The organism is Methylobacterium sp. GXS13 (assembly GCF_001455965.1).
Lineage (GTDB): Bacteria > Pseudomonadota > Alphaproteobacteria > Rhizobiales > Beijerinckiaceae > Methylobacterium.
Window position 1 is genome coordinate 19,603 of sequence record NZ_LKKO01000050.1, and the last position, 24,374, is coordinate 43,976.

The following is a 24,374-nucleotide window of genomic DNA, read 5'->3' on the forward strand; positions in this document are numbered from 1 at the left end:
CAAGAAGGCCCTGATGATCCAGGGCACCGGCTCCGATGTCGGCAAGTCGCTGCTCGTGGCGGGGCTGGCGCGCGCCTTCACCGACCGGGGCTTGGCGGTGCGCCCGTTCAAGCCGCAGAACATGTCGAACAACGCTGCGGTCACCCCGGATGGCGGCGAGATCGGCCGGGCGCAGGCGCTCCAGGCCCGGGCTGCCCGGGTACAGCCCTCCGTGCACATGAACCCGGTGCTGCTGAAGCCCCAGAGCGAAATCGGCTCCCAGGTGGTGGTGCAGGGCCGGATGGTCGCCACCGTGAAGGCGCGCGACTACCAAGCCTGGAAGCCCCGGCTGATGCCCGCCGTCCTGGAGAGTTTTTCGCGTCTGACGGACGAGGCCGATCTGGTCCTGGTCGAGGGCGCGGGCTCGGCCTCGGAGGTGAATCTCCGGGCCGGCGACATCGCCAATATGGGCTTTGCCCGGGCCACCGACACGCCGGTGGTGCTGGTCGGCGATATCGACCGGGGCGGGGTGATCGCCAGCCTGGTCGGCACCAAGGCCGTGATCGAGCCCGCCGACGCCGCGATGATCGTGGGCTTCATCGTCAACCGCTTCCGGGGTGATCCGAGCCTGTTTGCTGACGGCATGCGGCTGATCGCGGAGCGGACCGGCTGGGCGCCGCTCGGCCTCGTGCCGCACTTCCCCCAGGCCGCGCGCCTGCCGGCCGAGGACGTGCTCGGGCTCGCGGGCTCCGGGCCGCGCCCGGCCGGGGCCGTCACGGTGGCGGTGCCGGTTCTGCCGCGCATCGCCAATTTCGACGACCTCGATCCGCTCCGCGCCGAGCCCGGGGTATCGGTGGTGCTGGTGTATCCCGGAACGCCGATCCCCGCGGAGACCGCCCTGGTGCTGCTACCGGGCTCCAAGACCACGATCGACGACCTGGATGCTTTCCGCGCCGAGGGCTGGGACGTCGATCTGCGCGCCCATGTCCGGCGGGGCGGACGGGTGCTCGGCCTGTGCGGCGGCTACCAGATGCTCGGCCGCAGCCTCGCCGATCCGCACGGGATCGAGGGGGCGCCCCGCACGGTGCCAGGCCTCGGACTCCTCGACGTCGAGACCGTGATGACGCCGGACAAGCGGCTCGCCGCGGCCACCGGCACCAGCCTGCCCGATTCGGTACCGTTCTCGGGCTACGAGATGCATATCGGCGCGACCCACGGCCCCGATGCGGCCCGGCCGCTGCTGCGGCTCGCCGATGGACGCGTCGACGGGGCGGTCTCGGCGGACGGGTTGGTGGCCGGGACCTACGTGCACGGCCTGTTCGCGCACGATGCCCAGCGCGCCGCCTGGCTTTCCCGTCTCGGCACGGTCTCGGAGGGGCCGGGCTACGAGGCCGGGGTCGAGGCGCCGGTCGACGGCCTGGCGCGACACATCGCGGCCCATGTCGACTGCGACCGCCTGCTGGCGCTTGCCCGGTAGGCGAGAGCCAGGCCAGGAATTACTCTGTGTAATGCCGGCCCTCGCCTCGAAGGGTCGCATAGGCCCAGAGGAACGCCAGATGCCGCCCACGCACTCCCCGACCGGGGACGACTTCGCCGAGAGCACTGTCCGCACGGTGACCCTGCGGCTGATGCCGCTGCTCGGCCTGCTCTACCTGATCGCCTATATCGATCGGCAGAACGTGTCCTACGCCAAGCTGGACATGGTCGGCAGCCTGGGACTCAGCGAGACCGCCTACGGGCTCGGCGCGTCGCTGTTCTTCCTCGGCTATTTCCTGTTCGAGGTGCCGGCGAACGTCTTCCTGGAGCGGGTCGGCGCCCGGGTCTGGTTCGCCCGGATCATGTTCACCTGGGGCATCGTCACGCTCCTGCTGGGCTTCACCCAGAACGCCGCGATGTTCTACGTACTCCGCTTCCTGCTCGGCGCCGCGGAGGCCGGCTTCTTCCCGGGGGTGCTGTTCGCCCTCACGCTCTGGTTCCCGCAGGCGCACCGAGCCCGGATGATCGGCTGGTTCATGATCGCCAGCGCGGTGGCCAACGCGGTCGGCGCGGCGGTCGGCGGGGCCCTGCTCGGTCTCGACGGAGTCTGGGGTCTGGCCGGCTGGCAATGGGTATTCCTGGCCACGGGCGCGCCGGCGATCGTGATGACCGCAATCGTGCTGCTGATCCTGCCGAACGGCCCCGAGACGGCCCCCTGGCTATCCCAGGACCAGCGCGACTGGCTCGCCCGGACCCTCCTGGCCGAGCGGGAGGGTGGTGGCCTCGTCGATCACGGCAATCCCTTCGCGGCGCTTCTCGACAAGCGCGTACTGATGCTGGCCGGGGTCTACGTCTCGCTGCCGCTGGCCGCTTACGGCCTGGGCTACTGGCTGCCCACGGTGGTCAAGGGATTCGGGGTCTCGAACCTGACCAACGGCTTCCTCAACATCATCCCGTGGGTCGCCACGGCCTTCGCCCTGTGGTGGGTGCCCCGTCACGCCGCCCGCACCGGCGCCCAGGGCAACGCCCTGACCTGGCACGTGGTCGGGCCGGCCCTGGTCGGGGCGGCCGGGCTCGCGCTCAGCGTGATCCTGCCGGGCAACGCGGTGAAGTTCGCCTGCCTGTGCGTAGCGGCGGCCGGGACCTTCTCGGCCCAGCCGGTGTTCTGGTCGGTGCCCGCGACCTTCCTGCGCGGGGCCACGGCGGCGGCCGGGATCGCGGCGATCAACTCGGTCGGCAATCTCGGCGGATTCGTCGCGCAGAACATGGTCCCGTTCATCCGCGACCAGACCCAGAGCGACCTCGTGCCGATGCTGTTCCTGTCGGCCTGCCTGGCGATCGGCGCCGGCCTAATGTTCGTGGTTCTCTCCGCCCTGAGACGGGATGCGGCCAAACGCGCGGCGGCGCCGACGGAGGCTCGGACGGCCTGAACATCGGTCGAACCCGTGCGTTATCTTTCACAATGCTGGTTCATCCGGCATGATGATGCAATTCCGCGCCCCCGCGGAACATCGTCGAGGAGGGTACCGCGATGAGTGAAGGCATTCCGCTTCTGTTTCTCGCCCTGGGGACCCTGGGCGGGGTCTGGTTTTTGGCTGCAGCGGCCCGGAAGCAGGTCGCCGACGCCAAGGGCTCTCCGGAGCGGTCGAGCGTGATCCGCGACCATGGTGGCGCACCGCGGGCGAACATGCCGGGTACGGAGCACTGACCTTCAGCCGGCGGCGATCCGCCGGCAATGGTCGAGGGCGGCGCCGATCAGGTTGTCGCTCGCTTCCGGCGTGCGGAACGCCGAATGCGCCGAGAGGACGACGTTCGGCAGGGCTGCCAGCGGGTGGTCGGCGGGCAGCGGCTCGACCGTGAACACGTCGAGCCCGGCCCGGGCGATCCGCCCGGCGCGAAGCGCCTCCACCAGGGCGGGCTCGTCGATCAGCGCCCCCCGGGCGGTGTTGATCAGGATCGCGCTGGGCTTGAGGGCGGCGATGCGTGCGGCCGACAGGAAGCCGCGGGTCTCGTCGGTGAGGAGCAGGTGGAGCGAGACCACGTCGCTCTGGGCCAGCAGCTGATCCAGGGGCATGAATTCGACGCCCGGATGCGTTTTCGCGGTCCGGTTCCAGGCCAGCACCCGCAGGCCGGCGCCGCAGCAGAGTCGCGCCATCTCGGCCGCGATCCCGCCGAAGCCGACGAGCCCGACGGTCTTGCCGGTGAGCTGGATCGCCTCGCTGCGCAGCCAGCGCCCCGCCCGCATCGCCCGGTCCATCTCGGGCAGGCCCCGGGCGGCGGCCCAGAGCAGCGCGAAGGCGCATTCCGCCACCGCGGTATCGCCGTAGCCCTTGATCGTGTGGACCGTGATGCCGAGCTCGGCCTGGAGCGCCTCCGGGTCCATGTAGCTGCGCGCGCCGGTGCCGAGGAACACCGCGTGCCGCAGGCTCGGGCAGGCGCGGGCCACGGCGACGGGGAGGGCGGTGTGGTCGATTACCGCGACCTCCGCCCCGGCGAGCAGGCCCGGCAGCGCCGCCGGGGCGATGTCGGGCTGGAGATTGACCGCGAAGGGCGGATCGTCCGGCCGCAGCAGGCGCCGCGCCACCGCCGCCAGGCTCTCGCTGGCATCGACGAACACCGCGCGCATCGGCTTCTCCTCGGTCTCGCTCGACCGAGCTTAGAACGCGCGCCGCCGCATTGGATACCGGTCCGGCGTCAGCGGGCGCGTTCCATCATGGATTGGGCGGTAAGCTGTCGGGTCAGCCCGCGATGATGAGACAGAGAGCGAGCAGCGCCAGGACGAGGCCGCCCTGGATCAGGCAGGCGGTGCGGTAGAGGGTCAGCGCCCGGGCGATGTCGTCGGCCGTGGCCTCGGCCCGCCCGTCGCCCATATGGGCGTCGGGGACGAGGGTGCCGTCATAGACCCGCGGGCCCGCGAGCCGCAAACCGAGCGCCCCGGCCATGGCGGCCTCCGGCCAGCCGGCATTGGGTGAGCGGTGGCGGCCGGCGTCGCGGGCCATCGCCCGGAGCGCGCCGCGCGCATCGGCGCCGCGCAAGAGCGCCGCCCCGACGATCAGCAGGCCGGCGAGCCGCGAGGCCGGCAGGTTCACCAGGTCGTCGAGCCGCGCTGCAGCCCATCCGAAGGCGGCGTAGCGCGGCGTACGGTGGCCGATCATGCTGTCGGCGGTGTTGATCGCCTTGTAGAGCGCGCCGCCAGGCAGGCCGAGGCAGCCGATCCAGAAGGACGGCGCCACGATCCCGTCTGAAAAGTTCTCCGCCAGGCTCTCGATGGCGGCGCGGCAGACCGCCGGTGCGTCGAGCTGGTCCGGATCGCGCCCGACGATCATCGCCACGGCGCGGCGGCCGGCCTGGAGGCCGCCCCCGCGCAGGGCGGTCTCCACGGCCGCGACGTGGTCGTTCAGGCTGCGCTGCGCCGGCAGGCTCGCGCAGAGCAGGCCGAGGAGCAGGAGGGCGGGGAGGGGGCCGGCCCAGAGGGCAAGCCCGGTGAGCGCCCAGGCGGGAAGCCCCGTGCCGGCGAGCAGGAGCACCAGGGCGAGGCAGCCGGCGCCCCGACGCCGCCCTTCGGAGCCGCGGTTCAGGCCGCGCTCCAGCCCGGAGATCAGCCGGCCGATCCAGGTGACAGGGTGGCCGATGGCCCTGTAGAGCGCGTCCGGGTAGCCGGACGCCGCCTCGATTCCGAGGGCGAGGGCGAGGATGGCGAGCGTGTCGGGCGGATGGACCATCGTTTCTGGAATCCCGCTCCGAAGCCGGGGGCGATCCCGGGTCCGATCCCCCATGGCGGCGATCTCGGAAGCCTCCGACACGCCTTTCCGGACGCGCCGGAACCCTGGCTCGATCTTTCGACGGGGATCAATCCGGTCCCGTATCCCGTGCCGCCGGTGGAGGCCAGCGCCTGGACGCGGCTGCCCGCCGCCGCCGAGGTCGAGGCCCTGCGGGCAGCGGCCGCTTCGGCCTACGGCGCGCCCGATGCGACGCATGTCGCCCCCGCCCCAGGCACCCAGATCCTGATCGAGACCTTGCCCCGGCTCGTGGCTCCGACCCGGGTCGCGGTGGTCGGCCCGACCTATGCCGAACATGAAGCCGCCTGGGTGCGGGCCGGGCACGCGGTGACGGCGGTCGACGGGATCGCGGCGATCGGCGACGCGGCCGTGGCGGTGCTGGTCGATCCGAACAACCCGGACGGGCGAACCCATCCGCTGGCCGAGCGGCTCGCCCTGGCGGAGGCCCTTCGGGCCCGCGGCGGCCTGCTGGTCGCAGACGAGGCTTTTGCGGATCTGGAGCCGGTGGCGAGCCTGTGCCCGCATGCGACACCCGGCCTCGTGGTGCTGCGCTCCTTCGGCAAGACCTACGGGCTCGCCGGCCTCCGTCTTGGCTTCGCGGTCGCCGAGCCCGGGACGGCGGACCGGATCGCCACGGCCCTCGGCCCCTGGGCGGTGTCCGGGCCGGCCCTGGCGATCGGCCGGACCGCCCTCTCGGACACGGTGTGGCGGGCCGAGACCGCCCGGGCGCGGGCGGCGGATGCCGAGCGCCTCGACCGGCTGATCGCCCGCGGCGGCGGGACGATCGTCGGCGGCACCAGCCTGTTCCGCACCGCCGATTTTCCCGACGGGGCGGGGCTGTACCGGCGCCTGGCGGAAGCCGGGATCGCCGTCCGGCGCTTCATCGAGCGACCCGAACGGCTTCGGTTCGGGCTGCCGGCGGAGAAAGCGGCGTGGTGCCGCCTGTCGCGGGTGCTCAAGTAGTCGGCGTCGCGGGCCCGTGCGGATCGCGGGCCGCCACCAGCACGGCCAGCGCCGAGAAGGCCAGCCCCACCGCGCAGACCCCCGGCCAGCCGACCACCAGGAAGGCCTGCGAGCCCGCGAAGGCGCCGAGCGCCCCGAACACGAACAGCGTCGTGAACAGCACGGTGTTGATCCGCCCCCGCGCGCCCGGGACCAGGGCGTAGGCCCGGGTCTGGTTGGCGATGAGCGCGCCGTTCATGCCGATGTCGATCAGCAGGACGCCGAGCCCGACCGCCACCAGCGACCATGTGCCTCCGGCCCAGAGCACCAGGAACGACAGGGCGACCATCAGGCTGCCGCCGAGCACCACCGGCCGAGCGCCGCTCCGGTCGGCGAACCGGCCCGACAGGGGCGCCACGAACGCGCCGCAGACGCCGATAACCCCGAACAGCCCCGCCCCGGCTGCGGACAGCCCGAAGGGCGGGTTCTCGACCAGAAGCGCTAAGGTCGCCCAGAAGGCGTTGAACGCGGCAAACAGCAGCGCCTGCGACAGGCTCGCGGTGCGCAGAACCGGCTGCGACCGGGCGAGGTGCAGGATCGACAGCATCAGGGCGCGGTAGCGCAAGGGGTGGGTCTGGGGCGTGTGCGGCAGGGTCGCGCGCGCGATGCCGGCCATGGCGAGCGCCAGGAGGGACGCGGCCAGGAACACCGCCCGCCAGCCGAGATGCGCGCCCAGGAACCCGCTCGCCGTGCGGGCGAGCAGGATGCCGGTGAGCAGCCCGGTCATCACCTGCCCGACGATCCGGCCGCGGCTCGCGTCCGGGGCGAGTTCGGCCGCGAACGGCACGGCCTGTTGCGCCGCGCAGGCGAGCACGCCGACCACGAGGTGGGCGAGCGCCAGGCAGGCGAGGTTCGGAGCGAGGCCCACGGCGAGCAGCGCCACGGCGAGGCCGAGGCATTGCCCCACGATCAGGCGGCGGCGGGGCAGGGCGTCGCCAAGGGGCACGAGCCCGATGATGCCGAGCCCGTAGCCGACGAGCGCCGTGGTCGGCACCCACAGGGCGGCAGCGTCGCCGAACTCCGACACGATCAGGCCGAGCAGCGGCTGGTTGTAGTAGATGTTGGCGACCGCCCCACCGGCGATCAGCGTCAGGCCGAGCCGGGCCTTCGCGTCGAGGATGGTGGTCACGGCAGGGGCGGGGGCGGGCAGGCGCGCCGCCGCTTCAGGGCCGGCATGGGGGCCATCGTGGAATCCGTGTCGGGGAGGGAAGGGCCGAGACCGATACGGGCCCGGCGCCCCATGCGGCAAGCGCCGCGGCTGCAGCCCTCGGTCACGCCCCGTGCCCCTTCACGCTCCGGCGTCTTGCACCATATCCCGTCGACGCGGTTCCGATCGTCCGCGTCCTGGGCGTCGAACACACCATCTGGATTCGTCGGCTGGATACGGTTTTCGGGTCGGATTCGTTCCAAACGACACGTTCGGAACCACCGCAGCAGGGAGTACGGGATGCCGAACTACCGCATCGAGTTTGCCAAGGAGATCCTCGGGGTGCCCTTCACCATCGGGGCCGTCGAGATCATGCGGGCCCGCGACCCGGATCGCGCCCTCCGGGCGGCGGAGCCCCGCTTCGCCCGCCACCACGGCATCGGCGACTGGCGGGCGCGGGCCGACCTCGCCACCCTGGCCGAGCGGCACTGAGGCCTTCCAGGATCGCGCCGTCACACGACCTTCGTCTCGGGGCCGCACGGTGAGCCTTTCGCGGCCGCTCAAGCTCTGGTCGCGACCGCCCCGCCACCGTAGAATGGCGGCTCAGAGCCGGGACCAGCATGCCCCGAGGGCCGGGCCCTCACGGATGCGCGGGTCCATGCGCCGGCGTTATGAGACCGGAGACGCGTCAGGTCCGGTCCGACAGGGGTCAGTGCGAGGGTCATGGCGGCGATCTCCTTCTTCGGCGACCTGCTCCAGACCATCAGCGAGCGCGGCCGCGACCTGATCGGCATCGGCCGCGGCGACATCGCTGGCCGGGCCAGCGCTGGCGAGTTGGTCAAGCTGTGCGAGGATCTGATCTCCCGGCGCGGCGAGGCTTCCGGGGTCGCGCTGGCCCGGTTGATCCTCGACCGCTACGCCAGTTTCGGCCAGACCGAGCGCCATGCCTTTCTGCTGGCCATCGCGCTCGACTTCGATGCTGATCATGCCGCTGTCGATGAAGCGATCGCCGCCTACCGGGCCGACCCGACCCGCGCCCGCCTCGGCACCCTGCACGAGGCCGCCGAGCCGCGCAGCCAGGAGCTGATCCGCCGCCTCAACCTCGCCCGCGGCGGCACGCTGAGCCTGGTGCGCATGCGTGAGGATCTGTTCGACCTGCGGAAGGCGCTGCGCACCAGCACGGAGGCGGACCCCGCCGTGCTGGACGCGGTCGATAGCCTCGATTCCGATTTCGAGCACCTGTTCGCCTCCTGGTTCAACCGGGGCTTCCTGGTGTTGCGGCACATCGACTGGACCACGCCCGCCCATATTCTGGAGAAGATCATCCGGTATGAGGCGGTGCACGCGATCACCGGGTGGGACGACCTGCGTGCCCGGATCGAGCCGCCGGACCGGCGCTGCTTCGCGTTCTTCCACCCAGCGCTTGCCGACGAGCCGCTGATCTTCGTGGAAGTGGCACTCACCGATCAGGTCGCGCCGGCCATCGCCCCGATCCTGTCGCGGGAGCGCAAGCCGCTACAGCCGCGGGCGGCGACCACGGCGATCTTCTACTCGATCTCCAACTGCCAGAAGGGGTTGGCCGGCGTCACCTTCGGCAACTTCCTGATCAAGCAGGTGGTCGAGGATCTCACCCGCGAGGTGCCCTCGCTCAAGACCTTCGTGACCCTCTCGCCGGTGCCGGGCTTCGCCGCCTGGCTCGCCCGGGAGCGCCGGGCCGACAGCCCGCAGGGGCTGCTGCCCGAGGATGTCGAGGTCTTGCGGGCGCTGGACGATCCGGACTGGCACGCCGACAAGGTCGCGGCGGCGGCGGTGCGCAAGGCGCTGATCCCGGCCGCGGCCGCCTATTTCCTGCGCGCCAAGAACGAGCGCGGGCGCCCGCTCGACCCGGTGGCCCGGTTCCATCTCGGCAACGGCGCCCGGCTGGACCGGATCAACTTCCTCGGTGACACCTCCAAGAAGGGGCTGGCCCAGTCGCACGGCCTGATGGTGAACTACCTCTACGACCTCGCGGCGATCGAGAAGAACCACGAGACCTACGCCAATCTCGGCACCGTGGCGGCCTCGCCGGCGGTGACCCGGGAGTTGCGTGCCAAGCTGCCGCCGCCGCGGGCGGTGGTGCTCGCCGAGGCCTGAAGCCGAGCCTATCCCCACCCTGAAGGGGATACCGATTCGGGCATGGGCGGCCCGTGAACGTCATGGCGAAGCGTCGGCCCCGATTGCGGGACGATCGGGAACGGTTCTATGGCTGCCTGAACCCCGCGGCCCGTGATAGCTCAAGCCTCACGATGACGAACCATCTCTTCTCCCTGGTCCGGGACGGCGTTCCGGATCCCGCCAAGACCGTGATCGAGACGCCGGAGGGGCGCCGCTACACGTATGCGGACCTGATCGCCCGCTCCGGCGCCTACGCGGCGGCCCTGCAGGCGGCGGGCGTGCAGCCCGGTGACCGGGTGGCGGTCCAGGTCGAGAAGAGCCCGGAGGTCATCTTCCTGTATCTCGGGGTGGTGCGGGCCGGCGCCGCGTTCCTGCCGCTCAACACCGCCTATACCCCGGCCGAGATCGGGTATTTCCTCGGCGACGCCGAGCCCACGATCTTCGTCTGCGACCCGGGACGACGCGAGGCCCTGGCGCAGGCCGCCTCTGGCATCCGCGCCATCTGGACCCTGGACGCGGCGGGGACCGGCAGCGCCGCCGAGGCTGCAGATCGACAAGCCGGCGATTTCACGGACGTGCCCCGGGACCCGGAGGATCTCGCCGCGATCCTCTACACCTCGGGCACGACCGGGCGCTCCAAGGGCGCCATGCTCACCCACGACAACTTGGCCTCGAACGCCCGTACGCTGGTGGAGATCTGGCGGTTCACCGCCGACGACGTGCTGATCCACGCCCTGCCGGTGTTCCACACCCACGGGCTGTTCGTGGCGACCAACACGGTGCTGGCGAGCGGCGGCACCATGCTGTTCCTGCCGCGCCTCGACCCGAAGCTGATCCTGAGCCTGATGCCCCGGGCGACCGCCCTGATGGGCGTGCCGACCTTCTACACGCGCCTCCTCAAGGAACCCGGCCTCACCCCGGAGGTGGCCAGGGGCATGCGGTTGTTCGCGTCGGGCTCGGCGCCGCTGCTCGCGGAGACGCACCGGGAATGGCAGGCCCGCACCGGCCATGCCATCCTCGAGCGCTACGGCATGACCGAAACCAACATGAGCACCTCGAACCCCTATACGGGGGACCGGGTTGCCGGCACGGTCGGCTTCCCCCTGCCGGGCGTCTCCCTGCGGGTGGTCGATCCCGAGACCGGCGCGGCCCTGGGCCCGGACGCGGTCGGGATGATCGAGGTGAAGGGCTCGAACGTGTTCAAGGGCTATTGGCGGATGCCCGAGAAGACCGAAGCTGAGTTCCGGGCGGACGGCTTCTTCATCACCGGCGACCTCGGCAAGGTCGATGCCCGGGGCTACGTCCACATCGTCGGGCGCGGCAAGGACCTGATCATCTCCGGGGGGTTCAACGTCTACCCGAAGGAGGTCGAAACCGAGATCGACGCCCTGCCGGGCGTGGTCGAATCCGCGGTGATCGGCTTAGGCCATCCGGATTTCGGCGAGGCGGTCACCGCCGTGGTGGTCGGCGGAACTGACGCCCCGGACGAGGCTGGCGTGCTGGTAGCCCTGGAGGGGCGGCTCGCCCGGTTCAAATGCCCCAAGCGCGTGCTGTTCGTGGCCGAGTTGCCCCGCAACACCATGGGCAAGGTACAAAAGAACCTGCTCCGCGAGGCCCATGCGGGACTGTATCAGGCGTGAAATAAACCGCCCGCCGGCTGCGAGGCCGGCGGGCGGGGGACTTTGTCGTCAGAGGTTGTGCGCGGTCCGCTCGTTCGCCGGGGGCGTGGGCCCCTCGGGATCCGTGGCCTTGCGGACCGCCGCGTTGAGATTGTCCGGATCAAGGGCGGTCTGGACGAACTCCCGGCCCATATTGGTCACCTCGCGGGCGTAGCGCAGCCCCTGGTCGCGCACCTCGTCGGCCCAGGGGCCGATGTTGCGGTCCTCCTGGCGGGTGCGCGGCAGCAGGGCGCCGAGCAGCAGGCCGGCCGCGACACCGACGACGCCCACCAGAAGCGGGTTGTCTTCCACGAAGCGCTCGACCGTGCTGCGGCCGCGCTGGAGCCCATCGATCCCCTGGGTGGTGATGTCGTCGAGCGCCCGCAGGTTGCGCTTGTGTAGGGCGCCGGCACGCTCCTTCGCCTCGTCGTAGACCGAGGCGGCGCGGGCGCGGGCCTGGTCGGCGGCGCTGCCGAGACGGTTGCCGATATCGTCGGCTAGGCCCGACACGGTCTGGCGCGCCTGCCCGGCGAGGTCGGCGGCGCGATCACCCGCCGCCTGGGCACCGTCCTTTACCGATGCGGCCGCATCGATCGGGCGCGTCGCAGCGCCCGGCGCGAGCGGATCGTGCAGGCCGCGCGGGTCGGGGCGGAGGGTGAAGTCGCCGGCCGCCTCGCCGGGGGCCGGGCGCGGATCGCCGTGGCCAGCCGGATCGGGCCGCAGGCTGCTGTCGCCCGAGCCCGTCGGCATGCCGGCCTGGGCGGCGAGCTGTTCGGGAAGGCTGGACGGGGTCGGCTTGTCGGTCATGGCGGTATCCTCGGATGTCCGTCTCGGCGGCACGCAGAAGCGCTGCCCATCCCGGCCGTCCGGCCGGGCTCGAATTGTTACGTCTCGGGCGTCAGATATCGGTCTTCTCGAGGGGGTCGCGAAGCGGTCGTGCCGTCGGCAGATCGGGATCGTAGCCGCGGGCCGTGCCGGTGTTGAGCGTGGCCACGCGCTCGGCCGAGACCTGGGTGCGGCGGCGCTCGGCATCCCGGGCCATCCGGTTGAACAGCAGCCCGACCCCGGCGGCGATCAACAGGACCGGCACCGGGTTGCGGCGCACCGCCTCGAGGGCACCGTCATAGACGCCGCTCAGGGCGGGCGTGCGCCGGGCATTGCCCAGCATCTCGTCCACGATGTTCGGGACCGAGAGCTTCCCCTGGATCTGGTCGATCGTGTCGTCGAGCCGGGCCCGGCTCGCCTCGATTTCCTTCTCGAGGTCGGTCATCGAACTCATCCGGATACGCGCTCCGACAGGGCCTGGGCATCCTGGCGCACTTGGCGCGTCGTGCGCGTGGGCGCCAGGGTGGAGAGGGAGAGGACGCTGCGCGCCCACAGGGCCATGCCCACGGCGATGACCAGCAGCACGCCGCCGACGATCAGGGCCGAGAGCCACTCGGAGCCGACGATCGTGGCGAGCCACTTCACGAGGGCGCCGATCAGGACCAGCAGGGCGACCACGGCGAACACCGCGGAGCCGACCATGCAGGCCAGGCCGACGATGAGCTGGCGGACATTGCCCGCCATCTCGGCGCGGAACAGCGCGATCTCCTTGCGGGCGAGCTCGTTGGTCTCCCGCAGGGCGTCGCCGATCAGGCTCTGGATGCTCGAGGCGCCGGGTTGGCGCGGATCAGATCCCTGGGCCATGGTCAGGCCCGGAAGCTGTCGCGGGCGTCGCCGTCGGGCGCTTCCGGCGGCAGGCTGGACGACTTGATGAACCGGGCGGCGATCAGGCCGGCCACGAAGGTGCCGACCGCCACCGCCACCGGCGCGCGCCGAGCGAAGGCCTCGGCCTCGCCGTAGAAGTCGCCGAGGCTGCGCCGCTCGATCGAGGAGCCGAGCTGCTCCAGGCCGTCGGCGGCGCTGTCGAAGAAGGCGCGCACATGCGGCTTGTCGCCGAGGTCGCGGCCGGAATTGCGGATCGTCTGCGCTAGATCGTTGACCGATTGCGCGGCGTCGCTCTTGCGCCGCTCGACGTAATCCTGGGCCTGGAGACGCGCCGCGTCGATCAGCCCGCGGCCGCGCTCGGCGGCCTCGTCGGCCAGACCCTCGACGTCACCCTGCAGGGCGCGCCACTGGGGGCGCTCGCCGGGGCCATCGTGCAACGGATCCTTCAGCGGGTCCTTGGGCGCATCCTGCGGGAACTCGTTGCCGGCCATCTCGAAAGCACTCCTCGCGGCGCGGGGACGGCGCCGCTCGCAGCGACCGCGGCCCGCGCGATGGCTGAGTAACCGGCTGGGCTGTCACCGGTTCCAGCGCGGCGTAAGGTCCGGCGGGCGGCACCGGCGCAACCGGCCGGTGCGACGCATCAGCCGTCGCTCAGCCGGCGTTCAGGCGCGGTCTGACAGAACCGCCGAGCTTGCACAACGGCATCGCTTCGGCCGCTCTTCAGCACGTCCCGCGCTTCGCTGCGCGTGGCCTTCGAAGGCTGGCCGGAGGGGAGTCCGGGCGGAGCCGGCCTGCGCGTCGAGCATCGGACAGGGCGGCGATCCTGTCCGGCGCGACGGCGTGCTCGACTTGACCCGCGCCCGGGTTCACGCTTGGGTTGCCCCAACAAAGGATCGCGCAGGGACTCCGCGCGTTCTGCTACATACGAAGTCCCGATGCAGGCGCGGCGAGGTCTTCGACCTGAGCCGCGCCCATGATCCGGAGCCGACCCGCGTGGCACGCCTTGTGATCGTATCGAACCGCGTCGCCATCCCGGAGGATGGCGGCAAGGCGGTCGCGGCGGGCGGCCTCGCCGTGGCCGTGAAGGAGGCGTTCACCGCCTACGAGGGGTTGTGGTTCGGCTGGAGCGGCAACATCACGGAGGAGCCCTCCGAGGAGCCGACCCTGATCGACCGCGGCCGGGTCCAGTACGCGGTGGTCGACCTCTCGCCGCAGGACCACCTGGAATATTACGCCGGCTTCGCGAATCGGGCCCTGTGGCCGATCATGCATTACCGGCTGGGGCTGGGCGCCTTCTCGCGCTCGGATTACGCCGGCTACAGCCGCGTCAACCGCACCTTCGCCCGGGCGCTCGCCAAGCTGGTCGAGCCCGACGACATCATCTGGGTGCACGATTACCACCTGCTGCCGCTGGCCGCGGAGCTGCGCGGCCTCGGGCTCGACAACCCGATCGGCTATTTCCACCACATCCCCTGGCCCGCCGCCGACGTGTTCAACTCCCTGCCGGCGAGCACCGAGTTGCTGCGCGCCATCGTCGATTACGACCTGATCGGCCTGCAGACCGAGGCCGACGTCCAGAACCTCCAGCGCAACCTGGTCGACACCCAGCGGGCGATCCCGCTCGGCGGCGGCTCGCTGATGGTCGACGGGCGCCGCACCCGGATCCGCGCCTTCCCGATCGGCATCGACGTCGCCGGCTTCAAGGAGGCCGCCGACAAGGCCAATGCCAACAAGGTGGTGCGCGAGACCATCGCGGGCCTGCGCACCCGCAAGCTGCTGATCGGCGTCGACCGGCTCGATTATTCCAAGGGCGTGTCCGAGCGGATGGAGGCGGTGGAGAGCTTCTTCGCCTCGAATCCCGACCAGCGCGGCAACGTCACCTATATCCAGATCACCCCGAAATCCCGCAGCGAGGTGCCGGAATACGAGCAGCTCGCCCGGGACGTGAACGAGAAGGTCGGCGAGATCAACGGCGCGCTCGGCGACCCGGCCTGGACGCCGATCCAGTACATCACCAAGGCCTATCCGCGCCCGGTGCTGGCCGGCCTCTACCGGGCGGCCCGGGTCGGCCTGGTCACGCCGATGCGCGACGGCATGAACCTCGTCGCCAAGGAATACGTGGTCGCGCAGAGCGAGGACGATCCGGGCGTTCTGGTCCTGTCGAAATTCGCCGGCGCGGCCCGGCAGATGCCGGAGGCGCTGCTGATCAACCCCTACGACCGGTTCGAGGTCGCCGAGGCGATCCGCTCCGCCCTGTACATGCCGAAGGCCGAGCGGCTCGCCCGCTGGAAGCCGATGGTCGAGCGCATGACCCGCGAGGACGTGGATTGGTGGGCGCGCAACTTCCTGTCGGAGCTGGAGAATTTCCGCACGATGGAGCGCGAGCGCCCGGGCGCCGCCGCGGCCGCCGAGTAGCCGAATCAGCGTAGCAGTTGACGCCCGCGCCTCTCCCTCCCCCGCAGAGGGGGGAGGGAGAGGCGCGTGTCATATCTGGACCGAACGTCCCCGCGAGCCGAGCGCCATCCAGAACGCTATGCATGACGTCGCCCACCGCCACCGGCACGCGCAACGCCCCATCTCCCGAAAAACCGGACGCCGCCCATGATCGCCGTCGATGACGGGGTGCCGGCGCCGCTGGGCGCGCATTTCGATGGGCGCGGAGTGAACTTCGCCCTGTTCTCCGAGCACGCCAGCGCGGTGGACATCTGCCTGTTCGAGCCGGGGGAGCGGCACGAGACCCGCACGGTCCGGCTGCCCTGCCGCACCGACGACGTCTGGCACGGCTACCTGCGCGGGGTGCTGCCGGGCCAGCTCTACGGCTACCGGGTGCACGGGCCGTGGGACCCGGCCAACGGCCACCGCTTCAACGCCTCGAAGCTGGTGCTCGACCCCTATGCCCGCGAGATCCGCGGCCGGATCCGCTGGCACGACGCGCTCTACGGCCACCGCCGGGCCGGTGACAACCGCCGGGAAGACAGGATCGACCGGCGCGACAGCGCGGTCTACATGCCCAAAAGCGTGGTCACCGCCCCCGAGGTGCCCGATCTCGCGCTGGCCCCCGTGCGCCGGCCGCTCACCGAGACCGTGATCTACGAGGCCCACGTCAAGGCGCTGACCCGCACCCATCCCGACATCCCGGAGGCCGAGCGCGGCACCTACGCGGCGCTCGGCCACCCGGCGATCATCGCGCACCTGGTCAAGCTCGGGGTCACCGCCCTGGAGCTGCTGCCGATCCAAGCTTTTGCCGACGACCGCTTTCTGGTCGAGAAGGGGCTCGTCAATTTCTGGGGCTATCAGCCCCTGGGCTACTTCGCCCCGGACCCGCGCTACCTCGGGGAGGGCGGGCTTGGCGGCCTCAAGGCGGCGATCCGCGAGCTGAACGCCGCCGGGATCGAGACCTGGCTCGACGTGGTCTACAACCACACCGCCGAGGGCGACCACAGCGGGCCGACCCTGTCGTTCCGCGGCATCGACAATGCGAGCTACTACAAGCTCGACCCGGCGGACCCGCGCCGCACCGTCGATTGCACCGGCTGCGGCAACACCTTCGACGTGAGCCACCCGCGGGTGATGCAGCTGGTGCTGGATTCCCTGCGCCACTGGGTCACCGCCTACGGGATCGCCGGCTTCCGGTTCGACCTCGCCTCGAGCCTCGGGCGCGCGCCGCTCGCCTTCACCCCGCAGGCGGCGTTCTTCCAGGCGGTGGCGCAGGATCCGGTGCTCGCCCGGGTGAAGATGGTGGCCGAGCCCTGGGACATCGGGGAGGGCGGCTACCAGCTCGGCGGCTATCCGCGCGGCTGGAGCGAGTGGAACGACAAGTTCCGCGACGCCGCCCGCGGCTTCTGGAAGGGCGATTCCGGCACCCTGGCGAAGCTGACCCAGGGGCTGACAGGCTCGCGCGAGGTCTTCGCCCCGTCCCGGCGCTCGCCGCTCGCCAGCATCAACTTCATCGCCAGCCACGACGGCTACACCCTGGCCGACACCGTGGCCTACGAGCAGAAGCACAACGCGGCCAACGGCGAGGACAACCGCGACGGCCACGGCCACAACGTCAGCTGCAATTACGGCGTCGAGGGCGACACCGACGATGTGGGCATCCTGGCCGTGCGCGCCCGCCAGAAGCGCAACATGCTGGCCACCGTGATGCTGGCCCAGGGCGTGCCCATGCTGCTGATGGGCGACGAGCGCTCGCGCAGCCAGGGCGGGAACAACAACGCCTACGCCCAGGACAACCCGACGAGCTGGATGGACTGGTCCAGCGACCCGGACCCGAGCCTCGCCACGTTCGTGGCCAATCTCCTGGCCCTGCGCCGGGCGCAGCCGGCCCTCAGGCCGGGTCGCTTCTTCACCGGCGCCCCGGTCGGCCCGGAGGCTTCCTTAAGGGACGTGCACTGGCTCGCCCCCGAAGGGACCGAGATGGAGAACCGCCATTGGGCCGATGACGGCCTCCAGGTGTTCGGCATGCAGATCGGCAATGACGGGGCCGGCGACCGCCTGCTGCTCCTGTTCAATGCCGGGGAGGGCGCGTGCGACTTCCGCCTCGCCCCGGTGATCGGCGGCCCCTGGCAGCCGGTCTTCGACACCGGCGCGGCCACCGGCGCGCTCCCGCCGGGCGCCCCGTCCTACGGGCCGGACGACACGGTGCCGCTGCTGGGCCGCTCGGTGCTGGTGCTCACCGCGGCGGGCGTGGGCGCGCGGAGCGGGTGGGTGCCGGGGGGCTGAAACGGTTCGGATCGAAACACGCCGTCATTGCGAGCGCAGCGAAGCAACCCAGGGCAGCGCGCGCTTCCCGAACGTGGCGGATCCCTGGGTTGCTTCGCTGCGCTCGCAATGACGGGGTGGGCGCGCAACCCCGACGGATATCCCAACCGCTCCCCTCGTCTTGAGGTCGAGGCAGGGATAAGCGGTTCCAACGGGCTCCGCCCGCCGATCGCCCCGCCCCCGCGCCATTTTTCGCACGGTTGCCGACTCATCTCGCCGCCATGGCTGCGCTGCGGGAACCGGATCGGGCTCGGGGCCTTCTCCCACGACAATGAACCCTGCCGCGCTTGTCCTCCGGGGCGCACGGCCAACGACGAGGACCGTGGCCCGATGCGGCGCGCCCACAGCATGGATTTCGGGGCCGAGATGGTGGAGGGCGGCGTGCGCTTCGCCCTCTGGGCCCCGACCGCCCAGAGCGTCGAGCTCGTCGTCGACGGTATCGACCATCCGCTGCCCGAATCCGGCGGCGGCTGGCGGCGCACCGCCCTGCCCGGGGTGAAGCCCGGCGCCCGCTACGGCTTCCGGATCGACGGCGACCTCGTGGTGCCCGACCCCGCCTCGCGCTTCCAGCCGGACGACGTCTCGGGCCTGAGCGAGGTGATCGATGCCCGCGCCTTCGCGTGGTCCGACGAGGCCTGGACCGGGCGGCCGTTCGAGGAGGCGGTGATCTACGAGTGCCATGTCGGCACCGCGACCCCGGAGGGCACCTATGCCGGCCTGCAGGCGCGCCTGCCCCGGCTCAAGGCGCTCGGCGTCACGGCGATCGAGCTGCTGCCGCTCGCCGACTTCAAGGGCTCGCGCAACTGGGGCTACGACGGCGTCCTGCCCTACGCCCCCGACGGCGCCTATGGCCGCCCGGACGACCTCAAGCGCCTGATCGACGCCGCCCACGGGCTCGGCCTGATGGTCTATCTCGACGCGGTCTACAACCATTTCGGGCCGGCCGGGAATTACCTGCACGCCTACGCCAAGACCTTCTTCACCGAGCGCCACCAGACGCCGTGGGGCGCCGGCATCAACTTCGACGGCAAGGAGAGCGGCGCCACCGTGCGGCAGTTCTTCATCCAGAACACCCTATACTGGCTGGAGGAATACCATTTCGACGGCCTGCGCTTCGACGCCGTCCACGCGATCCTCGACGATTCGCCGCGCCACTTCCTCGCCGAGCTCGGCGAGACGGTCAGAAAAACCTTCCCGGACCGCCAGATCCACCTGATGCTGGAGAACGAGGCCAACCAGGCGCGCTGGCTCGAGCGCGACGGCGCCGGCAAGCCGAAGATGCACGACGCGCAATGGGCCGACGACCTGCACCATTGCTGGCACGTGCTGCTCACCGGCGAGGACGCCGGCTATTATCAAAGCTTTGCCGACAAACCCGTCGCGCGCCTCGCCCGCTGCCTGGCGGAGGGGTTCGCCTATCAGGGCGAGCCGTTCGCCACCCTCGACAACCATCCGCGCGGCGAGCCCTCCGGGCACCTGCCGCCCTCTTCCTTCGTGACCTTCCTGCAGAACCACGATCAGGTCGGCAACCGGGCGCTCGGCGAGCGGCTGAGCCATCTGGCCGATCCCAAGAAGCTCGATCTCGCCCGGGCCGGGTTCCTGCTGGCGCCTCAGATCCCCATGCTCTGGATGGGCGAGGAATGGTCGGCCTCGACGCCGTTCCTGTTCTTCGTCGACTTCGCCCCGGACGAGGAGCTGAACAAGGCGGTGCGCGACGGCCGCCGCCGGGAGTTCAAGAGCTTCGCGGCGTTTGCCGACGACACCTCGAAGATCCCGGATCCGACCGAGCGGGAGACGTTCGAGCAGTCCAAGCTCGACTGGTCGGAGCGGGAGCGGTCGCCGCACCGGGAGGTGCTGGCCGAGACGACACGGCTCCTCGGCCTGCGCCGGGACGTGGTCGTGCCGCTCGCGAAATCCGGCTACCAGGGCGCCGCCGCGACCCTGCCGCGACCCGACGTGGTCGATTGCACCTGGCGCTTCGGCGCCGGCACCCTGCGGTTCGTCGCCAATGTCGGCGACGCGGCCTTCGCGGTGGATCCGGGCGATGCCCGGGTGGTCTGGACCAACGCCCCCGATCAGACCGGACGGGATCTGCCCTCCTGGACTGGCCTGTTCCTGACGGAGCCCCGCTCGTGAGCCCCCTCGAAAAACTTGCCGACCTCGTCGGCGTCGCCGCCGGCTATACCGACGCCTTCGGCCAGCCGGTCGAGACCTCCCTGGAGGTGCGGCGCGGCCTGCTGGCAGCGCTCGGCTTCGCGGTCGCGGACGAGGCCGGCGTGGCCGAGAGCCTCGCCCAGGTCGAGGCCCTGCGCTGCGGGCTAGTCCCGCCGCTCCTGCCCGTGGAGGCGCGCCGCGCCGCCCGGGTGCCGGTCCGCGTCCAGGACGGCGCCCCGCACACCCTGGTCTGGCGGCTCGTGGACGAGCGCGGCGCCGCCCGCGAGGGCCGGGCCAACCTGCAGGGGGCGGAGCCGGGTTTCGAACTGCCGCCGCTGACCCCGGGCTACCATCGCCTCACCGTCCAGGCCGGGCGGATCCGGGCCGAATCCTGGGTGATCGCCGCGCCCCAGCGCTGCTGGCGCCCGCGGCCCTACACGGAGGAGGGCGCCTCCGACTGGGGCATGGCCGCGCAGCTCTACGGCCTGCGCTCGGCCAGCAATATCGGCATCGGCACCTATGCGGATGCCGGCGAGGCCGCCCGCGAGGCGGCCCTGCGCGGGGCGGCGTTCTTGGGGCTCAGCCCGGTCCACGCCCTGTTCGGCTCCGACCGGACCAAGATCTCGCCCTACTCGCCATCCTCGCGGCTGTTCCTCGAGACCCTGTTCATCGCGCCGCGCAGCCTGCCGGGGCTCGCCGGCTCCCGGGCCGAGGCGCTGCTCGCCGAGCGCGCCGACGCGATCACCGCGTTGCGCGAGGCGGCGCTCGTCGACCACCAGGGCGTGGCCGACGTGCTCGACCCGGTGCTGCGCGCCCTCTGGCTGGACTCCCCGGCCCGGGCCGGCACCGACGCGGAGTTCGAGCGCTTCCGCCAGGAGGGCGGCCCGGACCTCGCCGCCCATGCGGTGTTCGAGACCCTGTCCGAGCATTTCCACCGCGAAGGCGCCCATTGGCTCGGCGACTGGCCGGAGGATTACCGCCGCGCCGGCACCGAGGCCGTCGTGGCCTTCGCTGCCGAGAAGGCCGAGGCGGTGGCCTACCACGCCTGGCTGCAATACCTCGCCGACCGCCAGCTCGCCGCGGCCTCGGCGGCGGCCCTGGGTGCCGGCATGCGGGTCGGGCTCTACCGCGACCTCGCGGTGGGCGCCGACCGGGGCGGCTCCGAGATCTGGTCCCATCCCGAGCGGTTCGCCGACCGGGTCTCGATCGGCGCGCCCCCGGACCTCTTGGCCCCCAAGGGCCAGAACTGGGGCTTGCCGGCCTTCGACCCGCTGGAGATGGAGCGGGACGGCCTCGCGGCGTTCCGCGCCCTGGTCCAGGCCAACATGCGCCATGCCGGCGCGATCCGCATCGACCACGCCTTCCAGCTCGCAAGGCTGTTCCTGATCCCGCTGGGGGCCGGCGCCCATGCTGGCGCCTACGTCGCCATGCCGTTCGAGCCGATGCTGGCGGTGCTGCGGCTGGAGAGCCACCGCAACAAGTGCCTGGTCATCGCCGAGGATCTCGGCACCGCCCCCGAGGGCTTCTCCGACGCCCTGATGCGGGCCGGCGTGCTGAGCTACCGGATCCTCGCCTTCGAGCGCGAAGGCGACGGCCGGTTCAAGGCCCCCTCCGCCTATCCGCGCGACGCGCTCACCGCCATCACCACCCACGACCTGCCGACCTTCGTCGGCTGGTGGCGCGGGGTCGACACCGACACCCGCCAGTCGCTGGGCCTCTACGACCAGGATCGCGCCGACGGCGAGCGCAATGAGCGTGTGGTCGAGCGCCGCCGCCTCACCGAGGCGCTGGCCGGGGAGCAGCTGCTGCCGTCGGCCGAGCCGCCCGATGCCGCGCCGTTCGAGGCCGCCGCCCGCTACCTCGCCCGCGCGCCCTCGATGCTGACCGCCGTGCAGTACGAGGACGTCGTCTCCGAGCTCGCCCAGGCCAACGTTCCGGGCTCCACCGAGGGCTATCCGAACTGGCGGCGCAAGCTCGACCGGGACCTCGTCGCCATCGCCGCCCCCGGGGGACCGCTCGCCAAGCTGGCGGCCTCGCTCTCGGCCGAGTCGCGGGGCCCGCGCTCGGGCTCCGCCAGGGTCGACTTGCCGCCGCCGCAATCGACCTACCGGCTGCAGTTCCACAAGGACTTCACCTTCGCGGACGCCGAACGGATCGTCCCGTACCTCAAAAAACTCGGGATCAGCCACGTCTACGCCTCGCCGCTCCAGAAGGCGCGGCCGGGCTCGACCCACGGCTACGACATCGTCGACCACGGCGCGATCAATCCGGAACTCGGCGGCGAGGCGGATTTCGTCAGGCTCTCCGAGACCCTGCACGGGCACGGGCTGAAGCTGCTGCTGGACATCGTGCCCAACCACATGGGCGTCGGCGGCTCCGACAACCCGTGGTGGCTCTCGGTGCTCGAATGGGGCTCCCTCTCGCCCTTCGCGGACGCCTTCGACATCGACTGGCAGCGCCTCGGCGCCGGCCGCAACCTGGTGATCCCGTTCCTGGGCGAGCGCTACGGCGAGGCGCTGGAGCAGGGCACGCTGGCGCTGAAGTTCGATCCCGAGGCCGGCGCCTTCAGCGTCTGGCATTACGAGCACCAGCTGCCGATCCGCCCCTTGAGCTACCCGACCATCCTGAACCGGGTGATCGCCGCGATCGGCGCGGTGGACGACGACACCACCGCGGAGCTGCTCGCCATCTCCGAGCGCCTGCGCGCCATGGCGATCGACACCGACGAGACCCGCCGGAAAAGCTTCCCCGAGGAGGCCGAGGGGCTCAAGCGCCGGCTCGCCGAGATCTACGGCGTCTCGACCCTGATCCAGGAGGCCACCGACAGCACCCTGGCGCTGCTCAACGGCTTCAAGGGCCGTCCGGACAGCTTCGGGCCGCTGCACCGGCTGCTGGAGGCCCAGGCCTCCCGGCTGGCCCATTGGCGGGTGGCGTCGAGCGACATCAACTACCGCCGGTTCTTCGACGTGAACTCGCTGGCCGGCCTGCGGGTGGAATTGTCCGACATCTTCCACCGCTCGCACGAGACCGTGTTCCGGCACATCCGCGAGGGCCGGATCGACGGGTTGCGCATCGACCACATCGACGGGCTCGCCGACCCGCTGGGCTATGCGCGTGCGCTCCAGGCGGCGGTCGGCCCCGGCTTCTACGTGGTGGTCGAAAAGATCCTGGAGCCCGGCGAGCGGCTGCGGCCCTGGCCGGTGGCCGGGACCACGGGCTACGACGTGCTCAACCAGCTCGACGGCATCCTGGTGGACAAGGAGCGCCAGGGGAAGGTCCGGCGCCTGTACGAATGGGCCTCGGGCTTCGACGAGCCCTACGGGTTCCAGCTCCGCGCCGCCAAGGCCGAGATCCTGGAGATCAGCTTCGCCAGCGAGCTGGAGGTACTGACCTCCGACCTGAAGGAGGTGGCCGATGCCGACCGGCGCACCCGCGACTTCACCGTCAATGCCCTGCGCCGGGCCCTGATCGAGATCATCGCCCGCTTCCCGACCTATCGCAGCTACCTGCCGCCGGAGCTGGAGGAGGGCGAGGTCGAGCCCGAGGACGTGCGGCTGATCGAGGGCGCGGTCGCCAAGGCCAAGCGCTGGTCGGGCCTGCCCGACCGCTCGGTGCACGATTTCGCCGCCGACGTGCTGCTCGGGCGGATCGAGACCACGGGACCGGGCCGCCCGGACCCGCGGGTGGTGCTGCGCTTCCGCCGCCGGTTCCAGCAGCTCACCGGACCGGTCATGGCCAAGAGCCTGGAGGACACGCTGTTCTACCGGTACGCCTGCCTGCTCGGCCTCAACGAGGTCGGCGGCGATCCGGGTGAATACGGCATCGACGCGGAGCATTTCCACGACCTCCAGATCGCCCGCGCCCGCGACTGGCCGAACGCCATGATCACCACGGCGACCCATGACACCAAGCGCGGCGAGGATGCCCGGACCCGGATGCTCGCGCTCTCCGAGATCCCGGAGGGCTGGGCCGGCGCCTGGGACCTGTGGCAGCGCACGGCGAGCCCGCATCTCGCCCGGATCGACGGCGAGCCGGCCCCCGACGCCAACGACCAGTGGATGTTCTTCCAGGCGATCCTGGGCGCCTGGCCGCTGGAACTCTTGGAGCAGGATGAGACGGCCGCGATCGAGAATTTCCGCGACCGGCTGATCGCCTACGGCGAGAAGGCCATGCGCGAGGGCAAGCGCCGCTCGAGCTGGGTCAATGTCGACGAGGTCTACGAGGGCGCGGTCAAGAAGCTGTTCTCCGCGCTGATCGCCCCGGGCTCGGACTTCCTGCGGGAATTGCGCCCCTTCGCCCGGCGGCTCGCCCATCTCGGCATGCTCGCGGGGCTGGGCCGGACGGTGCTGAAATGCACCCTGCCGGGCCTGCCCGACACCTACCAGGGCACGGAGATCTGGGACTTCTCCTTCGTCGATCCCGACAACCGCCGCCCGGTGGATTACCCGGCGCTGGAGCGGATGCTCGAGGCGGGCGGCGATGGGGCCGCGCTGCTGCCGCACTGGCCGGACGGGCGGGTCAAGCAGGCGACCCTCGCACGGCTCTTGGCCGAGC

18 protein-coding genes are annotated in these 24,374 nt (G+C 71.5%); 11 read left to right on the forward strand and 7 right to left on the reverse strand.

Going from position 1 to position 24,374, the window contains the following annotated elements; all coding sequences use genetic code 11:
- The first annotated feature begins 13 nt into the window (after positions 1 to 13).
- From AO398_RS18575 to AO398_RS29095, 3 genes are all read left to right on the forward strand, one after another.
- Positions 14 to 1,456 carry a cobyric acid synthase gene (locus AO398_RS18575; RefSeq protein WP_058193594.1) on the forward strand — a complete coding sequence of 481 codons (1,443 nt, stop codon included), beginning with the start codon at positions 14 to 16 and terminating at the stop codon, positions 1,454 to 1,456.
- A gap of 79 nt (positions 1,457 to 1,535) precedes the next feature.
- Positions 1,536 to 2,885, forward strand: a complete 1,350-nt coding sequence (locus AO398_RS18580; protein WP_058193595.1) for an MFS transporter — start codon at positions 1,536 to 1,538, stop codon at positions 2,883 to 2,885.
- A 101-nt stretch (positions 2,886 to 2,986) separates the two neighbouring features.
- Positions 2,987 to 3,163: a hypothetical protein gene (locus tag AO398_RS29095; protein WP_201025797.1), complete on the forward strand. Its 177-nt coding sequence runs from the start codon at positions 2,987 to 2,989 to the stop codon at positions 3,161 to 3,163.
- Between the two features lie 3 nt (positions 3,164 to 3,166).
- Here the strand turns inward: AO398_RS29095 and AO398_RS18585 are convergent, their stop codons facing one another.
- Both AO398_RS18585 and cbiB read right to left on the reverse strand, forming a co-directional pair.
- A complete protein-coding gene (locus tag AO398_RS18585) occupies positions 3,167 to 4,081 on the reverse strand; it encodes an NAD(P)-dependent oxidoreductase (RefSeq protein WP_058193596.1) in 915 nt (304 codons plus the stop codon).
- A gap of 112 nt (positions 4,082 to 4,193) precedes the next feature.
- Entirely contained in the window at positions 4,194 to 5,177 is a 984-nt protein-coding gene (gene cbiB, locus AO398_RS18590) for an adenosylcobinamide-phosphate synthase CbiB (RefSeq protein ID WP_058193597.1), read from the reverse strand.
- Here cbiB and cobD point away from each other — a divergent pair.
- On the forward strand, positions 5,169 to 6,197 hold the full coding sequence (cobD, locus tag AO398_RS18595) for a threonine-phosphate decarboxylase CobD (RefSeq protein ID WP_058193598.1): 1,029 nt from the start codon (positions 5,169 to 5,171) through the stop codon (positions 6,195 to 6,197). The genes cbiB and cobD overlap by 9 nt on opposite strands.
- Here cobD and AO398_RS18600 read toward each other — a convergent pair.
- A complete protein-coding gene (locus tag AO398_RS18600) occupies positions 6,190 to 7,365 on the reverse strand; it encodes an MFS transporter (RefSeq protein ID WP_058193599.1) in 1,176 nt (391 codons plus the stop codon). The genes cobD and AO398_RS18600 overlap by 8 nt on opposite strands.
- Before the next feature lie 318 nt (positions 7,366 to 7,683).
- On the opposite strand from AO398_RS18600, the gene AO398_RS18610 reads away from it, so the two are divergent.
- The 3 genes from AO398_RS18610 (at position 7,684) to AO398_RS18620 (ending at position 11,177) form a co-directional block, all read left to right on the forward strand.
- On the forward strand, positions 7,684 to 7,875 hold the full coding sequence (locus AO398_RS18610) for a hypothetical protein (RefSeq protein WP_058193601.1): 192 nt from the start codon (positions 7,684 to 7,686) through the stop codon (positions 7,873 to 7,875).
- A 231-nt stretch (positions 7,876 to 8,106) separates the two neighbouring features.
- Positions 8,107 to 9,516, forward strand: coding sequence for a malonyl-CoA decarboxylase (locus AO398_RS18615; protein ID WP_058193602.1), 1,410 nt, complete (start codon positions 8,107 to 8,109; stop codon positions 9,514 to 9,516).
- 152 nt (positions 9,517 to 9,668) lie between these two features.
- Entirely contained in the window at positions 9,669 to 11,177 is a 1,509-nt protein-coding gene (locus tag AO398_RS18620; protein WP_058193603.1) for a malonyl-CoA synthase, read from the forward strand.
- A gap of 48 nt (positions 11,178 to 11,225) precedes the next feature.
- Here the strand turns inward: AO398_RS18620 and AO398_RS18625 are convergent, their stop codons facing one another.
- The 4 genes from AO398_RS18625 to AO398_RS18640 form a co-directional block, all read right to left on the reverse strand.
- Entirely contained in the window at positions 11,226 to 12,002 is a 777-nt protein-coding gene (locus AO398_RS18625) for a hypothetical protein (protein ID WP_058193604.1), read from the reverse strand.
- A 91-nt stretch (positions 12,003 to 12,093) separates the two neighbouring features.
- On the reverse strand, positions 12,094 to 12,465 hold the full coding sequence (locus AO398_RS18630) for a DUF3618 domain-containing protein (RefSeq protein ID WP_201025798.1): 372 nt from the start codon (positions 12,463 to 12,465) through the stop codon (positions 12,094 to 12,096).
- Between the two features lie 5 nt (positions 12,466 to 12,470).
- Positions 12,471 to 12,884 carry a phage holin family protein gene (locus tag AO398_RS18635; protein WP_058193609.1) on the reverse strand — a complete coding sequence of 138 codons (414 nt, stop codon included), beginning with the start codon at positions 12,882 to 12,884 and terminating at the stop codon, positions 12,471 to 12,473.
- A gap of 2 nt (positions 12,885 to 12,886) precedes the next feature.
- Entirely contained in the window at positions 12,887 to 13,396 is a 510-nt protein-coding gene (locus AO398_RS18640; protein ID WP_058193611.1) for a hypothetical protein, read from the reverse strand.
- Positions 13,397 to 13,898: 502 nt separating this feature from the next.
- Here AO398_RS18640 and AO398_RS18645 point away from each other — a divergent pair.
- The 4 genes from AO398_RS18645 to AO398_RS18660 all read left to right on the forward strand — a co-directional run.
- Positions 13,899 to 15,320 (forward strand): trehalose-6-phosphate synthase, encoded by a 1,422-nt coding sequence (locus AO398_RS18645; protein ID WP_058193613.1) that lies wholly within the window; start codon positions 13,899 to 13,901, stop codon positions 15,318 to 15,320.
- A gap of 186 nt (positions 15,321 to 15,506) precedes the next feature.
- Complete coding sequence (gene glgX, locus AO398_RS18650) at positions 15,507 to 17,627, forward strand: glycogen debranching protein GlgX (RefSeq protein WP_058193615.1); 2,121 nt, start codon at positions 15,507 to 15,509, stop codon at positions 17,625 to 17,627.
- Between the two features lie 369 nt (positions 17,628 to 17,996).
- The gene (treZ, locus tag AO398_RS18655) at positions 17,997 to 19,802 is read left to right on the forward strand and encodes a malto-oligosyltrehalose trehalohydrolase (RefSeq protein ID WP_058193617.1); all 1,806 of its coding nucleotides are present in this window, start codon (positions 17,997 to 17,999) and stop codon (positions 19,800 to 19,802) included.
- Positions 19,799 to 24,374, forward strand: a 4,576-nt coding sequence (locus AO398_RS18660; RefSeq protein ID WP_058193619.1) for a malto-oligosyltrehalose synthase, incomplete at its 3' end; no start/stop codon positions are given. The genes treZ and AO398_RS18660, both read left to right, overlap by 4 nt.

Coding starts and splice junctions, on each gene's coding strand:
- AO398_RS18575 (WP_058193594.1), top strand. CDS start 14: ATGATCCAGGGCACCGGCTCCGATGTCGGCAAGTCGCTGCTCGTGGCG.
- AO398_RS18580 (WP_058193595.1), top strand. CDS start 1,536: ATGCCGCCCACGCACTCCCCGACCGGGGACGACTTCGCCGAGAGCACT.
- AO398_RS29095 (WP_201025797.1), top strand. CDS start 2,987: ATGAGTGAAGGCATTCCGCTTCTGTTTCTCGCCCTGGGGACCCTGGGC.
- AO398_RS18585 (WP_058193596.1), bottom strand. CDS start 4,081: ATGCGCGCGGTGTTCGTCGATGCCAGCGAGAGCCTGGCGGCGGTGGCG.
- cobD (WP_058193598.1), top strand. CDS start 5,169: ATGGACCATCGTTTCTGGAATCCCGCTCCGAAGCCGGGGGCGATCCCG.
- cbiB (WP_058193597.1), bottom strand. CDS start 5,177: ATGGTCCATCCGCCCGACACGCTCGCCATCCTCGCCCTCGCCCTCGGA.
- AO398_RS18610 (WP_058193601.1), top strand. CDS start 7,684: ATGCCGAACTACCGCATCGAGTTTGCCAAGGAGATCCTCGGGGTGCCC.
- AO398_RS18615 (WP_058193602.1), top strand. CDS start 8,107: ATGGCGGCGATCTCCTTCTTCGGCGACCTGCTCCAGACCATCAGCGAG.
- AO398_RS18620 (WP_058193603.1), top strand. CDS start 9,669: ATGACGAACCATCTCTTCTCCCTGGTCCGGGACGGCGTTCCGGATCCC.
- AO398_RS18625 (WP_058193604.1), bottom strand. CDS start 12,002: ATGACCGACAAGCCGACCCCGTCCAGCCTTCCCGAACAGCTCGCCGCC.
- AO398_RS18630 (WP_201025798.1), bottom strand. CDS start 12,465: ATGACCGACCTCGAGAAGGAAATCGAGGCGAGCCGGGCCCGGCTCGAC.
- AO398_RS18635 (WP_058193609.1), bottom strand. CDS start 12,884: ATGGCCCAGGGATCTGATCCGCGCCAACCCGGCGCCTCGAGCATCCAG.
- AO398_RS18640 (WP_058193611.1), bottom strand. CDS start 13,396: ATGGCCGGCAACGAGTTCCCGCAGGATGCGCCCAAGGACCCGCTGAAG.
- glgX (WP_058193615.1), top strand. CDS start 15,507: ATGATCGCCGTCGATGACGGGGTGCCGGCGCCGCTGGGCGCGCATTTC.
- treZ (WP_058193617.1), top strand. CDS start 17,997: ATGCGGCGCGCCCACAGCATGGATTTCGGGGCCGAGATGGTGGAGGGC.